A 16,754-nucleotide genomic window follows, 5' to 3' on the forward strand; every position below is an offset into this window, starting at 1 on the left:
CGGGACCGCTGTCGGCGACGGCGGGCCGGTTCGTCGTCAATCACCGAAACGCTGGCGCACCTCGGCGCGGGTGGGCATGGCGACCGCGCCACCGGGACGTTCGCAGACCAGACCGGCGACCCGCAGGGCGTACCCGACGCGCTCGTGCCAGCCGGACGGCTCGACCGGCTCGCCGCCGGTCAGCAGGTCGGCGACGAGGGCGGCCATCACCGAGTCACCTCCCCCGGTGGCGTCGACGGCGTCGACCTTCGGGGCGGGTACGCGTACCGGGTCGACATCGGCGGCGGCGACCACCGCGCCGGCGGCGCCGAGGGTGACCACCACCGTGGCCGCGCCCAGTTCGCGCAGGTAGACCGCCACCGACTCGACCGGCTCACCTGGATAGAGCAGTTCCGCGTCGGCCGCACTGAGCTTGACCAGGTGCGCTCCACCGGCGAACTCGGCGACCACCTCCCGTAGTCCGGCCAACGCCTGCGGGCCGGCCAGCAGCCGGGGACGGACGTTCGGATCGAACACCCGCAGCCCCGGGGCGGCCGCCCAGGCCCGGCGGGCGGCGGCCAGGGTCGCCGGCGCCAGCAGCACGATCGAGCCGCAGTAGAGCACGTCGGCGCCCTCGACCAGCGCGACGTCGAGTTCGTCGGGACCGAGCAGCGCGTACGAGGGCGGCTCGCCGTAGAAGCGGAAGTCCGGCTCCGCGCCGGAGAAGGTGGCCACGGCCAGCGTGGTCGGCACCGCGGCGGTCACCGCCCCGGCCAGCCCCACCTGTTCGGCGGTGAGGAAGTCACGGATCCGACCGGCGAGCACGTCGTCGCCGAGCGACCCGACGAACTGCACCGCGCCACCGAGCCGGGCGACACCGACCGCGACGTTCAGCGGTCCACCACCGATGGCCTGTCGGTAGACCGGCGCGCCGTCGCACTCGCTGTCCAGCAGGTCGACGAGCGCCTCGCCGAGCACGACCGCGTATCCCATCGTCAGGTCCTTCCGTCTGCCGTACGTGATGCCCAGGCTGGCACAGCGGATGTGTGCCGGGCGTGGAAGCCACCGTATTGGCGCGACCTGGGTGTCGCGCAGCGGGTCGGTTACACGCATCGAGGAGCGACTATTGCGCCGAGCGGTCCGGCATGGTGGGATGGTGGTGCCGGGTGGCGCGGGGGCTGCGCGTCCACCGGCGCCGGGCTTCATATCGCGCGAGGGCATTCACGCGTCGACACTCCGCTGGCGGCAGCGTGCCGGCTGGGCCATCCGTCCCCATCCGCACGGTCGCCACGTAGTCGCATTTCGCCCGCAGCGGGGCGGCACCATATCCGCCACCCGCTCGTTCGGCGGGGCGCACCCACGCAATGCGCTCCGCGAGTCAGGAGAACCCGTGCACCGTCCACGCTTGGCCGCGCTGCTAACCGCGGCCTTCACTCTTCTCGCGGGTGCGGTCGTCGTGACCGCCAGCCCCGAACCGGCCGCCGCGCACGGCGCGGCGATGACGCCGGGTGCCCGCACCTTCCTGTGCTGGCGCGACGGCCTCACCCAGACCGGTGAGATCAGGCCGAACAACCCGGCCTGCGCCGCCGCCGTCGCGCAGAGCGGGACGAACTCGCTCTACAACTGGTTCAGTGTGCTGCGTTCGGACGCCGGCGGTCGGACCACCGGCTTCATCCCGGACGGCCAGCTGTGCAGCGGCGGGGCCACCGGCTTCCGTGGCTTCGACCTGGCCCGCAACGACTGGCCGCTGACGCACCTGACGGCCGGCCGATCGATCGAGTTCAAGTACAGCAACTGGGCCCACCACCCGGGCACGTTCTACTTCTACGTGACCCGGGACAGCTGGAGCCCGACCCGGGCGCTGGCCTGGAGCGACCTGGAGGCCCAGCCGTTCCTGACGGTGACCAACCCGCCGCAGCGCGGTGCGGTCGGCACCAACGACGGCCACTACTACTTCACTGGGAACCTGCCGTCGAACAAGAGCGGCCGGCACATCATCTACTCCCGGTGGGTGCGCTCGGACAGCCAGGAGAACTTCTTCGGCTGCTCCGACGTGACCTTCGACGGTGGCAACGGTGAGGTGACCGGTATCGGTGGCAACAACCCGCCGCCGAACCCGACCACCCCGCCGCCGAACCCCACCACTCCGCCGCCGAACCCGACCACTCCGCCGCCGAACCCGACCACCCCGCCGCCGGGCCCCGGTGGCTGCACCGCCACGGTCAAGGTGACCAGCAGCTGGTCCGGTGGGTTCCAGGGTGAGGTCGAGATCCGCAACACCGGCACCTCCGCGCTGAGCGGTTGGACCGCCAACTGGAGCTGGCCCGGTGGTCAGCAGATCAGCCAGGTCTGGAACGCCACCCAGACCACGTCCGGATCGTCGGTGACGGCCCGTAACGTGTCGTACAACGGCACCGTGGCGGCCAACGGCAGTACGAGCTTCGGCTTCCTCGCCAGCGGCAGTGGCGCGACGCCAACGGCGACCTGCTCCAGCAGCTGACCGTCAGCAGCACGAAGGGGGCCCCGCGAGGGGCCCCCTTTCCGTTTGTCCGCCCGTCGGTCAGCGCACCATGGAGCCGACGACGGGCTTGGTGAGCAGGGCCGACTGGTTGCGTTGGATACCCGGGTCGAGGGTCTTCGCGACGAAGATCGCGTGCCAGATGCAGAAGATCAGCACCGTCCACACCTTGCGGGAGTGGTCGAACTCCTCCCGCTTGTGCTCCTCGAGCAGGCGTAACGCGTACGACAGGTCGAGCAGCTCACCGGCGCCGGAGGTGGACAGCACGTGCCGGGCCCACTCGTACATCTCGCCGCGCAGCCAGACCCGGGTCGGGGTGGGGAAGCCCAGCTTCTTGCGGTTGACGATGGCCGGCGGCACGACACCCTGCAACGCCTGACGCATGGCGTACTTGGTGGCGTCGGAACGCGGCGGCAACTTCAGCTCCACCGGGATCTTCGCCGCCACCTCGAACACCGCCCGGTCGAGGAAGGGCACCCGCACCTCCAGCGAGTGCGCCATGGAGATCCGGTCCGCCTTGACCAGGATGTCGCCGCGCAGCCAGGTGTAGAGGTCGACGTACTGCATCTTGGTCACGTCGTCCAGCTCGGTGCACTCGGCGTAGATCGGCGCGGTCACGTCCGTGTAGCGCACCGACGGGTCGTAGCGGCGCAGCAGGTGCTGCTTCTCCTCCTCGGTGAACATCCGGGCGTTGCCGTAGTAGCGCTGCTCGATCGGCGTGGTGCCGCGCTCCAGGAAGCTCTTGCCCTTGACCCCCTGCGGGATCGCCTTGGAGACCGCCCGCAGGCCCTTCTGCACCCCGTCGGGCAGCCCGTTGACGCCGCTCAACGACAGCGGCTCCCGGTAGATCGTGTAACCGCCGAAGAACTCGTCGGCGCCCTCGCCGGAGAGCACCACGGTGACGTGCTCGGCGGCCTTCTTGGCGACGAAGTAGAGCGGCACCAGCGCCGGGTCGGCGACCGGGTCGTCCAGATGCCAGACGATCTTCGGCAACGCCTCGATCATGTCCTGCGGCCCGATCTTGGTCGGGATGGTGGTCACGTCGAGGTGGCGGGCCGAGTCCTGGGCGACGTCGATCTCGGAGTAGCCCGGCACGTCGTAGCCGACGGTGAAGGTGAGGATGTTCGGGTTGAACTCCCGGGCCAGGGCGACCACCGCCGTGGAGTCGATCCCGCTGGACAGGAACGAACCGACCGGCACGTCGGAGCGCATGTGCATGCGTACGCTCTCGCGCAGCGTCTCGCGGATCTCGTGGTAGAGCTTCTGCTCGTCGGAGACCGGCGCCGGCCGGAACACCGGCCGGTACCAGCGCCGCACGTCGATCCGGCCGCCCGGGGTCCAGGTGAGGTACTCCCCCGAGCCGATCCGGCTGATCCCCCGGTGCAGGGTGCCGGGCTCGGGCACGTACTGCAGGGTGAGGTAGTGGCTGAGGTTGGCCGGGTCGACCCCGGCGTCCCCGGCGTACGCCGACTGGGCGAAGGGCAGCAGGGCCTTCTTCTCCGAGGCGAGGTAGAGCCCGTCGGCGGTCTCCAGGTAGTGCAGCGGTTTGATGCCGTAGTAGTCGCGGGCACCGAACGCGCGACGCTGCTGCCGGTCCCAGATGACGAAGGCGAACATGCCCCGCAACCGGGTGAGCACCTGCTCGCCCCAGTAGTGGTAGCCGGCGACGATGACCTCGCCGTCGCCGTTGGTGGCGAACCGGGCACCGAAGTCGCGGATCAACTCCTCGCGCAGCTCGATGTAGTTGTAGATCTCGCCGTTGAAGGTCAGCAGGTAACGCCCGTCGGCATAGGGCAGCGGCTCGTGACTCAGCGCGACGTCGATGATCGCCAACCGTTTGTGGGCGAACACCCCGTCCGCGTACCGGCCGGAGGCGTCGCCGACCACCTCGACCCCGGTCTCGTCCGGGCCGCGGTGGTGCAGGCATTCCAACGCCCCGGCGATGTTGTCGCGGTGGGCGGCGGCATCGCCGCGCGCACTGAAGAAAGCCAGGAGTCCGCACATGTCCGTCATCTTTCCACGCGCGTTTGTCGGCCGTCGCGGCACTGCCGGGCCCGCCGGGACGACCACCGGCGGGTCGGCCCGGGACCGGGTTCGCGGTACCGTCGGGACCAGCAACGAGGCGAAGGGAGCGGGGCATGACCGAGGAACGCACCGACGGCGAGCCGACCGACGGCACCGAGTCGCACGACCCGGACTTCCCACCGGCGTTCCTGTCGTTCATGCGGCAGGGCTGGCGGGACACCACCCTGCCGGTCGGTCCACGGCCGGAGGTGCCGAACTACGCCAAGCGTCGGGCCGCTCTCTCGGCGGCCTTCCCGGGCGAGACGCTCGTGATCCCCACCGGTGGCGAGAAGGTACGCGCCAACGACACCGAGTACCGGTTCCGGCCGGGCAGCGACTTCGCGTACCTCACCGGCGACCACGACCCGGACAGCGTGCTGGTGCTGCGGCCGACCGGCTCCGGCCACGACGCCACGCTGTACATGCGCCCCCGCTCGTCCCGGGAGAACGACGAGTTCTTCCGCAGCCGGCACGGCGAGCTGTGGGTGGGCCGGCGCCACACCCTGAGCGAGAAGTCGACCGAGCTGGGCCTGCCCACCGCCGACCTGACCGAGCTGGACGCGGCGCTGGCGGAGCTGTCCCCGGCGCGTACCCGGGTGCTGCGTGGCTTCGACACCCGGGTGGACGCCGCGGTGCGGCCCTGGGACGGCCCGCGCGAGGAGGGGCAACCGGCCCGCGACCGCGAGCTGGCCATCGCCATCTCGGAGCAGAAGCTGGTCAAGGACGAGTGGGAGATCGCCCAGCTCCAGGAGGCGGTCGACGCCACCGTACGCGGCTTCGAGGACGTGGCCCGGGCGCTGCCGGCCGACCGGGGTGTCTCCGAGCGGCTGCTGGAGGGCATCTTCGCGCTGCGGGCCCGGCACGACGGCAACGACGTCGGCTACGGCTCGATCGTCGGCGCCGGCGAGCACGCCACGATCCTGCACTGGGTGCACAACCACGGCACCACCCGTCCGGGCGAGCTGCTGCTGATGGACATGGGCGTGGAGGGCCGCCACCTCTACACCGCGGACGTGACCCGGGTGCTGCCGGTCAACGGACGGTTCAGCCCGTTGCAGCGCCAGGTCTACGACGTGGTGTACGCCTCGCAGCAGGCCGGGATCGATTTCATCAAGCCGGGCGTGACCTTCAAGGACGTCCACCTGACCTGCATGCGGGTGCTCGCCGAGGGGCTGGCCGACCTGGGGCTGCTGCCGGTCAGCGTGGACGAGGCGATGGACGAGAACTCCATGGTCTACCGCCGCTGGACGCTGCACGGCTTCGGGCACATGCTCGGCATCGACGTGCACGACTGCTCGAACGCCCGCAAGGAGATGTACCGCGACGGCACCCTGGGTGAGGGGTACGTGCTCACCGTCGAGCCGGGGCTGTACTTCCAGCCGGAGGACGAGCTGGTGCCGGCGGAGTTGCGTGGCATCGGCATCCGGATCGAGGACGACGTCCTGGTCACCACCTCGGGCGCGGTGAACCTGTCGGCCGGCCTGCCGCGCCGGGCCGACGAGGTGGAGACCTGGTTGGCCGAGCAGCGCGAAGCCGGGCCGCGACTGCCTGGCTGATCGGACGCCCGACTGATCGGGCGAGACGCGTAACCGCGTTGCCCAGGGCTCGTCCGAGCCGTGGCACCGGCTACCGAGGGCGGACCCCCGCCGGAGCGATGCTCCTGGTACGGGGTCCGCCCTCGTCTGTCCTGCGGATCGGGCGTTCGTCCTGGTCAACCGCTTTCAACCAGATCTTGCAAGATGGTCGGCTGATGCCCGATCAGGTGCCAATGCGGGGTTGTTTCGGATTCATCCCTCTCGCGAGGAACATTCTCATACGGTGGTCATCAGAGGCTGCAACCCATTTGTAGCTGCTCGCGCCTATTCGCTCGGTGCGGGCCAGTCTGGTAGCAGGAAAGGGCGGAAGGCTCTGATGTCTGATGACGTGACCACTTCCTACGGTGGGCCGCCCCCGGCGCCACCGCCGGCGGCACCGCCGGGACTTCGACGACGAAAATTGTGGCTGACAGCGGGTGTGGCCGGCCTGACCGGCGTCGTCGGTCTGGCCGCGCTGGGCGGGGTGGCCGCCCGGGACGACCGATCCGGCACGTCCGGTAGGTCGGACGCGCAGTCGAACGCCCGGCAGAACGTCAGCGACGCCGGGACGGCAGACGCGGCCGACAGCGGCGGCGAGCACGAGGCGACCGGTGAGCACACCGGCCGCAAGGGCGCTGGTCGCAAGGACGCCACCGGCGGCAAGGACCGGGCCCACGAGGTGCCCTGCGACACCGACAAGCTGATCCAGGCGATCGTGCACGCCAACCAGAACCACGGTGGCGTACTCACCCTGGCCCGGCACTGCACGTACGAACTGACCCGCAGCGACGACGGCAACGGGCTTCCGGTGATCACCAAGCCGATCACGTTGACGGGTGACGACAGCAAGATCGTCCGAGCCGCGAACGTCGAGCGGTTCCGCATCCTCAACGTCGGTCGAGGGGGGCACCTGACGCTGAAGGGCGTCACGGTCAAGGGCGGCCAGACCGCTCCGGGCATCACGCCCCCGGCGCCGCTCGCGGGACTCGAAGGTGGCACCGGGAAGCCCGCCAGGACCGGCCCGAAGGCCGCGGCCAAGCCCGGGGCGGACCGGGCGAAGGCCACGGCCGACGGAGCCAAAGCGGCCGGAGCCAAGGCCACCGGAGCCAAAGCGGCCGGAGCCAAGGCCACCGGAGCCAAGGCGGCCGAGGTCAAGGCGGCACCGACGGTGCGGCCCGCACCGGCGGCCAGGGCCACCATCGGAGTGGACGTCGCTCCGCCGAGCATCGCCGCCGACGGCGTCGACGGGGGCGGAATCCTGGTGCAGCGGGGCGGTACCGCCGACCTGGAGCACAGCCGGATCGTGCAGAACCAGGCGACCCGTAACGGAGGTGGCGTCGCCAACTACGGCACCACCACGATTCGCAGCAGCACCGTGGAACAGAACAGCGCCGGCAGCTTCGGCGGCGGCGTGTTCAACGCGGGCACGTTGCGGGTCGAGGAGTCGAAGATCGTCTACAACACCTCGGGCGCCGGGGGCGGCGGCATCGCCAACGGCTCCACACCCAACGGCTTCGCCGGCACGGGTGGCACGGTCTGGATCTGGAAGAGCACGATCAGCCACAACCGGACCGGGGTGCTCGGCGGCGGCGTCTTCGTCAACGGTGGTGACACGACCGCCGTCCAGAGCCAGCTCACGGACAACACCAGCAGCCTCGACGGCGGCGGTCTGGTCGCCCTCGGCGACAGCCGGGTGAGCCTGGAACACCTGCTGGTCGTCCGGAACTACGCCAGCGACGACGCCGGCGGCCTCGGGATCGCCGAGGACTCCACCGCCGTCGTCGACCACAGCGTCGTCAAGGAGAACGTGGCCGCCAACGGCGCCGCCGGCGGGCTGTTCAACGACGGTGCCTCGGTGACCCTGCGCGACTCCGAGCTGTGGGGCAACCAGGCGTCGGGTACGGCCGGCTTCGCGGGTGGCATCGCCAACCAGGACGGCGTGACCACGCTCATCCGGACCAGGGTCGCCGACAACGTGGCCACCAACCAACCCGGCGGCATCTACACCGACAACAACCGGGTGGAGATCGACCGCAAGTCCGCGGTCACCGGCAACCGACCGACCAACTGCCTCGGCAGCCCGGTCATCCCCGAACGCTGCTTCGGCTGAGCCATCGCCGAGGCGAGCGACGAGCAACCAGGACAGCACCACCACATAGCGGGGCTCCTCCGTGCCGCTCGGCGTCACGGAGGAGCCCCACCTTCGTCCCGCTTCCGGGTCATCCAGGGCCGTCCGAGCAGGTCAGAGCAGGTCCGGGGGGAAGCCGCCCGAGCGTGCCGATCAGCACGGCCCTGGGCCTCGCTGATCCCCGGCGTACCCAATGTGTGGTTATTTCGGATAAGTGCCTGAGGCGAGGAACATTCTCATACGTTGGTTCTGGGAGCTACAACCGATTTGTAGCAGGGGACGCTCGCCTGTGCGTGACGACCCTGTCTGGTACGACGAGAGGGCAGAGAGCTCCGATGTCCAACTATGTAGCTAAGAACAACGCCAGCGAGCCGGAGGCGACGCCCAAGCGGCGTCGCAAGCTCTGGCTCGCCAGTGGCGTCGCCGGGCTCACCGGCGTGGTCAGCATCGCCGCCGTCGGGGTCGCCACCGGCGCCGGTGCGGTTGGTACCGATGGTCTGCGCTGGTCCACCGCCCAGCAGGTCAGCAGGGACGGCGACCAGAACGCGGTAGCGCCCGAGGAGCACAAGGGCAAGAAGGAGGATCGTGCCGACAACGCCGCCGACGAGCGTGCCCGGCACGACCAGAAGCGGGACGGCGACAAGCGGGACCACGGCAAGGAGGTGCCCTGCGACAGCGACAAGCTGATCCAGGCCCTGGTCTACGCCAACGAGAACCACGGCGGTGTGCTCAACCTCGCCAAGGGGTGCACCTACAGCCTCACCCGTTCCGACGCGGGCGACGGGACCGGCCCGAACGGCCTTCCGGTGATCACGGAGAACGTGGTGCTCAAGGGCCACGACACCAAGATCGTCCGGGACGCCACGGCCGAGGAGTTCCGGATCCTCAACGTCGGACGCGGCGGAAACCTGACCGTCAAGGGCCTGACCATCAAGAACGGCCAGACCCGGGCACTGCCGGTCAACGGCGACACGCCGGAAGCGGTCTGGTCACGGTTCTCCAACTCGGTCGAGGCGACGAAGGCCGCCGAGGCGAAGCAGGAGTATCTGCCGTTGCTCCAGGCCAAGCCGAAGGGCATCGCGCTCAAGGCGAAGGCCGCGAGCGCGCCGTCGGTGCTCGTCGACCCGGAGTCGAACGACGGTGGTGGCGTGCTCGTGCAGCCCGGCGGCACCGCCTCCTTCGAGGAGACGCACATCGTCGCCAACCAGGCCGGCGGCGTCGGAGGTGGCCTGGCCAACTTCGGCAAGGCGAGCCTGTACCACACCACGGTCGCCGACAACACCGCCTTCCTCTACGGCGGTGGCATCTTCAACGCGGGCGTGCTGCGGGTGGCCGAGTCGACCGTGAAGAACAACGACGCGATCATCGGCGGTGGCGGCATCGCCAACGGCGCGGCGTTCATCTTCCGTGACGACATCGACGGCGGCACCGCCTGGATCGAGAAGACCGAGGTCGTCAGCAACGAGGTGCTCGGCTTCGGCGGTGGCGTGCTCGACATCGAGGGCAACACGACCATCCGGTACTCGAAGGTCACCGGGAACACCGCGGTCCTGGCCGGCGGCGGGGTCACCGCGGCCGGCGACGACAGCACCCTCGAACTGGCCCACGTGGAGGTCGCCAAGAACACCACGGTCGGTGTCGGTGGTGGGTTGGCCCTCGGCTTCGGTGCGATCGCCAACGTCGAGGAAAGCAAGATCGTCGAGAACAAGGCCGGTTTCTTCGGCGGTGGCGTGTTCAACGGCACCGGTGAGGCGACCTTCCGGCACAGCGAGATCAGCGGCAACCGGGCCGTCGGTCCGCTGGGCATCGGCGGCGGCATCTTCACCGTCTCCGGTGTGATCGACCTCGAGAAGACCAAGGTGGCGCACAACTTCGCCACTCTCACCGCTGGCGGGGTCTTCAGCTTCATCGGTGTGGTGAACGTGGACGACAAGTCGGCCATCACGGCCAACAAGCCGACCAACTGCGCCGGCACCGTCACCGCGATCCCGAACTGCTTCGGCTGATCAACGCGGTGCCGGCACCCGCCGGACCGAGGTGACCGGACTTCGGCCCCGCCGGGACGATCCAGCAGGATCGGACCGGCGGGGCCGAGGCGTGTCACCGGCAGGGGACTACCACTGGACGAAGACCGCCACGCTGCGCGCCGATACGGTGAACGTGCCGCTGGACCGGTCGAAGGCCGCGGTACGCAGCACCGGGTCGGCCGAGGAGCGCAGCACCGGGTGCAGCGTCACGTCCGCCCCGCGCAGCCCGGTCACCCGCTGGGTGGCGGCCTGCGGGGTGGCGTTGAAGACGACCGTCATGGACTTCCACTTCCCGCCGAGCCCACGGGCGTCGAGGGTCATGGTGAGCACCCCCGGGGTCTCGTCCGCACCGGACAGCGGGAAGGCGACCCGCTGCTGCACCTGCTTAGCGGTGGGCAGCCCGAAGACCGGCGACGAGGCCCGGATCCGCAGCAGCTCGGCGTAGCGGGCGTCGGTCAGCTCGACCGCCGCGCAGTCCGGCACCAACTTCGGGTCGGCCAGCAACGGCTTCGCGTACGGCCACTTGTCCCGGTTGTCCTCGGCCGGCGGCAACCCGATGCCGAAGCCGTTGCCGTCGGCGCAGTCCCACCGGATCTGGTTGAACCAGTCCCCCGAGTTGTACGAGTTGCGGTCCAGCGACTTCGACCGCAGCCGCTCCGTGCCGGTGGTGACGAAGCCGGTGCCCTGACCCATCACCACGGTGCTCAGCGCCAGCACCTGCATCCGGACCCGATCCGTCGCCGAGGTGGTCTGCGGCAGCTTGTACGCCAGCGCGTCGTACAGGATCTCGTTGTCGTGCGCGTCGACGTAGGTGACCGCCTCCCCGGGCGCGTCGGTGTAGCCGGCCGGCGAGCCGTTGTAGTCCACGTCGGCGCCGGTGACCGCCCGACCCGCCGAGTCGACGAACCGGTAGCCGCGCAGGTTGCCGGTCAGCCCCACCTTCACCAGGTCGTGCTGGAGCAGCAGCCGGGCCCGCTGCTCGGCGGTCGAGCCGTTGACCGGGTCGCCGTTGGGGTCGGTGAACAGCCCGGAGGCGAAGCCCTGCCGGCGTGGGTTGTCGTCGAACGGGCCGCCGCCGCGTACCGCGTCGCGCAGCCGGTCGTTGAAGGTGCCGATCCCGGTACCGGCCATGTTGGCCTGGGTGGCCTGCACGAATCGGGCGTCGTCGGCCACCTCGCCGAAGTTCCAACCCTCGCCGTAGAGCAGGATGTTCTTTCCGTCCACCCCGTCGCGGGCCACCGTCAGCTTGTCCAGTGCGGCGCGTACGGCCAGGATGTTCGCCTTCGGGTGGTGGCCCATCAGGTCGAAGCGGAACCCGTCGACCTTGTACGCCTTCGCCCAGGTGACCAGCGAGTCCACCACCAGCTTGCCCATCATGGCGTGCTCCGGTGCGGTGTTCGCGCAGCAGGTGGAGGTGGCCACCGTGCCGTCGTCGAGCAGCCGGTGGTAGTAGCCGGGCACGATCTGGTCCAGCACCGACTTCGGGTCGGTGCCGGCGGCCGAGGTGTGGTTGTAGACCACGTCCATGACCACCCGCAGGCCGGCGTCGTTGACCCCGGCCACCATCTGCCGGAACTCGGTGGTGCGCCGGGCGCCCTGCGGGTCGACCGCGTACCCGCCTTCGGGGACGGTGTAGTGCAGCGGGTCGTACCCCCAGTTGTAGCCGTCGGTCTCCCGCACCGCGGCGACGCACTCCTGCTGCCGCTCCGAGTCCGGTGGCAGGGCGGCCAGGTCACAGTCCGGCTGTCGCTGGTCGGCCCGGCGTTCGGGAATGGTGGCGAAGTCGAACGCCGGCAGCAGGTGCAGGTGGGTCACCCCGGCGTCGCTCATCGCCTTCAGGTGGCGCATGCCGGCGGTGGCCGGGTCGGTGAAGGCGAGGAAGGTGCCCCGCCGCTGCGGCGGCACGGTGTCGTCGGCGACGGAGAAGTCCCGCACCGACAGCTCGGAGATCTGCACCTTGGCCGGGGGCACCGCGGCCGGCTTGCGCAGCCGCGCCCAACCTGCCGGGGCAAGCGTCGGGTCGGTCAGGTCGACGATCTGGCTGTGCGTGGAGTCCGCCGCCAGCGCCACCGAGTACGGGTCGGTGACCGAGACGGTGACCAGCTGCTGGGTCGCCGGTTGCCACGCCTGCACCCGGTAGCGGTAGTACTTGCCGCTCCAGGACCGCTGCCCGCGTACCGACCAGACGCCGGTGCGGTCGTCGCGGCGCATCGCCACCGGCCGCGCGGTCGCCGTCGGCGAGTCGTACAGCTCCAGCGACACCGTCCGGGCCGTGGGTGCCCAGACCGACAGGGTCGGTACGCCACCGGCGAACGTGGCACCGAGTCGGGCGGCGGTGGCCGACGCGTACACGTCGTCGAGCGCACCCGGGATCTGCACGCCGGTGGCACCGAGCAGGGTGCCGTCGGCGGCCCGCTCGGTCACCAGCAACTGCCCGCGCAGCGCCGCCGGCACCTTGGCCAGGTCCCGCCGGTCCAGAGTGAAGGCCCGGTGGTCCCACAGGTGCGGGAAGGCCGCGCGCTGGGCCTCGGTGAGCCCGTTGGGCCGCGCGGTCAACGGTAGCGACCGGTACGTCCCGACCAGCTCGCCGTCCACCACGCTCACTCCGCCGGCCGGTGCGGTCACCAGGGCGTACGCCCGACCGTCGGTGGGGCCGGTGCGCCAGGCGACGGTGGACCGGTCGATCCAGTGCGCCCGCTGCCTGGTGATGTCGGTGTCCGTGCTGCCGCCGGTGGCCGTCGCCGGCAGTAGCCGGCCCGGTGTCGCGGCGAGCAACCAGACCTCGCGGCCGGCGTCGGCGAAGTCGAGCCGCTGGTCCTGCGGCAGATCCTTCTCGTCGCCGCGATGGACGATGTAGCTGAGCCCGGTCGCGCCCTCGGCCAGCGGCACCCGGAACTCCGCGCCGAAGGAGTCGACCCGGGTCGGCGGCATCGGCTTCGCCCAGTCGGTCGGGGTGGCGGCCCCGTCCCACAGGTGCAGGCCCCAGCCGTCGTAGTCGCCGTCGGGGCGGTGGTAGTGGATGACCGCCACGCCCTCCTCGACCGGCGGGGCGGGTTCGCCCGCGGCCTCCTCCCGGGTCTGGTACGTCGCCGGGTCGCCCTGCTTGACCCAGACCTCGCCGGTCCGCGTCACGTCGACGGTCCGGTCGTTGTCGACGTCCTTGTTGCCGTCGGCGTCGACCACCAGGAAACCGACGGTCTTCGCGCCGGGCTTGAGCTTCACCCAGGCGAACCGTCCGTACGCGTCGGTGCCCGCGAACGGCTGTCCCTGCGGCCATTCGGTGGCGTACTCCGGGTCGATGTCACCCCAGGCGTACAGTCCCCAGTCGGCGTAGTCGCCGTCGGGGCGCTGGTGGTGGACCACCAGCCAGTCCCGGGACGAGCCGGGCAGGTCCGGGGTGCCGACGGTGGTGGTGGAGCGGGCGGCGGCGGTGCGGCCCCGACCGTCGCGGACCACCGCCTTGTACTCGATCCTGGTGCCGGCGGCCAGCCCGGTCAGGTCGTGGTGCACGGTGTAGGGCGCGCGCTGGGCGGAGCCGAGCAGCGTCCACTTGCCGCCGGCCACCCGGGCGGCCATCGCGACGCGCGCCAGCGGGTCGCCGGTCACCTGGGCGGTCACCTCGGCCCGGGTGGCCGGTGCCCCGGCGGGAGCGGTGATGGTGATACCGGGCCTGGCGTCGGGCAGCGCGACCGGCGTGCCGGCCCGGTGCACCACCGCCGACAGGGGCGGCACGGTCAGGGTCAGCTTCCCGTCGCCCGCGGCCACCGGTCGGGCGGTGGCGCCGTGGATGCCGGTGAAGGTGGCACCGGCCGACCAGGTGTCCACGGTGACGGTCTGCGCGCTGGTGGCGTTGTTGACCGCGACCAGGTACTCGGTGCGGTCGTCCGGGTCGAACCGGGAGAAGGCGAAGACGCCGGGTCCGTCGGCCGCGTACCGGGTGACCTGCACGCCGTCGCGCAGGGCCGGGTGGGCCTGGCGCAACCGGCCCAGCTCGGCGATGGTGCGGTAGAGCGGGTGCGTCGGGTCGAACTGGTCGACCGCGTGGGTGCGGTCGGTGCCGAGCAGGTCGTCGTCGAGGTAGTCCGGGGTGCGCGAGGCGAACATCGGTTGCCGGGCGTCCTTGTCCCCGCCGGCGCCGGTGAAGCCCTGCTCGTCACCGGAGTAGATCACCGGCTGGCCCCGGGTGAGGAACATCAGCTCGTGGGCGAGCTGGTCCCGCCGGAGGTGGCTGGCCGGGTCGGTGGGACCGTTGGCGATGAACGAGCCGATCCGGCCCATGTCGTGGTTGCCGAGGAAGGTGGTGAGTCGCCCGGCGTGGGTGTCCCGGGCGGCGTAGAGGTCGTCGCGGGCGTACAGGTCGGCCAGCGTCCGGGCCGATCCGTCGTTCGCGGTGTAGCCGCGCGCGGCCTCCTGGAAGCCGAAGTCCAACGTGGCGGGCAGCCCGCCCTGTCGCACGTAGCTGGAGGCGATCTCCGGGTCCGCGCTGTACACCTCGCCGAACATGAAGAAGTCCCGCTTGCCGGCGCGGGCCGCCGCCTGCTGCACCCCCTGGCTGAACTGTGGCCAGAAGTCCATGTTGACGTGCTTGACCGTGTCCAGCCGGAAGCCGTCGACACCGGTGGCCCGCACCCAGTCAGCGTAGATCTTCGTCATGCCACGGACCACCTCGGGCCGCTCGGTCCACAGGTCGTCGAGGCCGAAGAAGTCGCCGTACTCGCTGTTCTCTCCGGCGAAGGTGGAGTCACCACGGTTGTGGTACATGGTGGGGTCGTTCAACCATGACGGGACCTTGACCTTCGCGTCGGCCCGGGTCTCGAAGGTCGGGGTGTACGGGAACGAGTCGCCGTCGACCTTCGGGAAGTCGCGGCTGCCGTCGGCGTAGTTGCGGTCCTCGAACGGTCGGCCCTGCGCGTCGCGGTAGGGTGCGGTCGCCTTGTCGACGTAGGTGTACGTGTCCTCCTCGTAGGCGATGACGTCGGCGGTGTGGTTGACGATGACGTCGAGGTAGACCTTGATGCCGCGCCGGTGCGCGAGCTGGACCAGCTTCTTCAGGTCCGCGGGGCTGCCGAAGTGCGGGTCGACCTGGGTGAAGTCGGTGATCCAGTAGCCGTGGTAGCCGGCCGACACGTCGTCGCCCTCGCCCTGCACCGGTCGGTTCTTGAAGACCGGGGCGAGCCAGATGGCGGTGGTGCCCAGCCCGTCGATGTAGTCGAGTCGCTCGGTGAGTCCCTTGAGGTCGCCGCCCTGGTAGAACCCCTTGTCCGTGGGGTCGTACCCGGTGCGCAGCCGGTCGCCGGCCAGGCCGCCGCGGTCGTTGCGCGGGTCGCCGTTGGCGAACCGGTCCGGCAGTACGAAGTAGAACTGCTCGGCCTTCGCCTGGTTGCGGCCGGCCGCGAGCAGGGCCGTGGCGGAGGGTTCCCGGTGCCAGGTGACGGCGCCGGTGGCGCTCGGTGCCCCGATGCCGGCGGACCGTCCGGTCGCGGCGGCGGGGGTCACCGCGACGGGCGTGCCGACCAGGGTGACGGTGAGCAGGAAGACGAGGGCGAGCAGGATTTTTCGCGGTGTCGGCGGGGGTTTCATCGACGGCCTTCCTCTGGTCGCTGATTGGCCCGCACGCTAGCCCTTGCCGAAAGATTCTGCAATACCTTGCAAACAGACCCGCAACAAAGCAGACACTTGCGCAAGACGGGAACGTGACCCGTGCGCGTGGGCTAACGACGGCTGCGGCAGGTGCGCCCGGAGACGCTGCAGCTCGCCGGACGGAAATCGGCCGACTCGATGTGGAAGCGCAGGTACACCGACGACCAGGCGTCCAGGTCCGGCCCGCTGCGGTAGGTCAACGTCCCGCCGGTACCGCTGAACGTCCCCTGCGGCACGCCTTCCAGCCAGGCGGTCACCACCCGCCCGCCCGGATAGTCCACCCGCGCCACCCAGCCCAGGTCGCGGGGAGAGGTGTTGCGGATCGACACCTCGGCGATGAAGCCGCCATGGAACGTGTGCAAGACCCGGTAGCGGGCGTCGATCGGCGCGGGCGGCGGTGCCGGTGACACCGTCGTACGGGAGGGTGCCACCGATGGCGGTGCGGAGGTCGTACGGGAGGCGCTGGGGGTCGGGCTCGGTGGATCGGTCCGGCGCGGGGACAGCCCCGGCACCGCGAGCGACGGTGGTGTCGACACCTCCCGACCTGACGAGGAGGCCCGTTCGGGTATCGGCGCGGCGGCGACCGGTGGCTGTCCCGGTGGCCCCGGCTGGAAGTCCGGCCCGGGACCCCGGTACGCGCCGACCGCGATGACGAGCAGCACCACCATGATGACGACCCCGACCGACACCAGGATCCACGGCGAGGAAGCCACGGCGGCGGAGCCGTGCGGCGGGAACTGACGGGGAGCGCGACGCGTACCGGACATGTCTCTCCTCAGCGGGCAGCCCGGCAAGCGTAACGATCTTCAGCCGCGCCGGAAAGT

8 protein-coding genes are annotated in these 16,754 nt (G+C 70.7%); 4 read left to right on the top strand and 4 right to left on the bottom strand.

Annotation, left to right across the window (positions count from 1 at the left end):
* Positions 1-36 precede the first annotated feature (36 nt).
* Positions 37-972 (bottom strand): PfkB family carbohydrate kinase, encoded by a 936-nt coding sequence (locus O7605_RS30895; protein ID WP_269742487.1) that lies wholly within the window; start codon positions 970-972, stop codon positions 37-39.
* A gap of 397 nt (positions 973-1,369) precedes the next feature.
* Here O7605_RS30895 and O7605_RS30900 point away from each other — a divergent pair, with 397 nt between their 5' ends.
* Positions 1,370-2,479 (top strand): lytic polysaccharide monooxygenase auxiliary activity family 9 protein, encoded by a 1,110-nt coding sequence (locus O7605_RS30900; RefSeq protein ID WP_269742488.1) that lies wholly within the window; start codon positions 1,370-1,372, stop codon positions 2,477-2,479.
* Positions 2,480-2,539: 60 nt separating this feature from the next.
* Here the strand turns inward: O7605_RS30900 and asnB are convergent, their stop codons facing one another.
* Positions 2,540-4,501 (bottom strand): asparagine synthase (glutamine-hydrolyzing), encoded by a 1,962-nt coding sequence (gene asnB, locus O7605_RS30905; protein WP_269742489.1) that lies wholly within the window; start codon positions 4,499-4,501, stop codon positions 2,540-2,542.
* Between the two features lie 134 nt (positions 4,502-4,635).
* Here asnB and O7605_RS30910 point away from each other — a divergent pair, with 134 nt between their 5' ends.
* The 3 genes from O7605_RS30910 (at position 4,636) to O7605_RS30920 (ending at position 10,269) form a co-directional block, all read left to right on the top strand.
* The gene (locus tag O7605_RS30910) at positions 4,636-6,117 is read left to right on the top strand and encodes an aminopeptidase P family protein (RefSeq protein WP_269742490.1); all 1,482 of its coding nucleotides are present in this window, start codon (positions 4,636-4,638) and stop codon (positions 6,115-6,117) included.
* Positions 6,118-6,472: 355 nt separating this feature from the next.
* Positions 6,473-8,245: a right-handed parallel beta-helix repeat-containing protein gene (locus tag O7605_RS30915; RefSeq protein WP_269742491.1), complete on the top strand. Its 1,773-nt coding sequence runs from the start codon at positions 6,473-6,475 to the stop codon at positions 8,243-8,245.
* A gap of 353 nt (positions 8,246-8,598) precedes the next feature.
* A complete protein-coding gene (locus O7605_RS30920) occupies positions 8,599-10,269 on the top strand; it encodes a hypothetical protein (protein WP_269742492.1) in 1,671 nt (556 codons plus the stop codon).
* Positions 10,270-10,377: 108 nt separating this feature from the next.
* Here O7605_RS30920 and pulA read toward each other — a convergent pair whose 3' ends face one another.
* Complete coding sequence (gene pulA, locus O7605_RS30925; protein WP_269742493.1) at positions 10,378-15,870, bottom strand: pullulanase-type alpha-1,6-glucosidase; 5,493 nt, start codon at positions 15,868-15,870, stop codon at positions 10,378-10,380.
* Between the two features lie 131 nt (positions 15,871-16,001).
* Positions 16,002-16,697, bottom strand: a complete 696-nt coding sequence (locus O7605_RS30930) for a cellulose-binding protein (protein WP_269742494.1) — start codon at positions 16,695-16,697, stop codon at positions 16,002-16,004.
* Positions 16,698-16,754 lie beyond the last annotated feature (57 nt).

It is taken from the genome of Verrucosispora sp. WMMA2121 (genome assembly GCF_027460185.1).
GTDB classification, from domain to species: Bacteria; Actinomycetota; Actinomycetes; order Mycobacteriales; family Micromonosporaceae; genus Micromonospora; species Micromonospora palythoicola.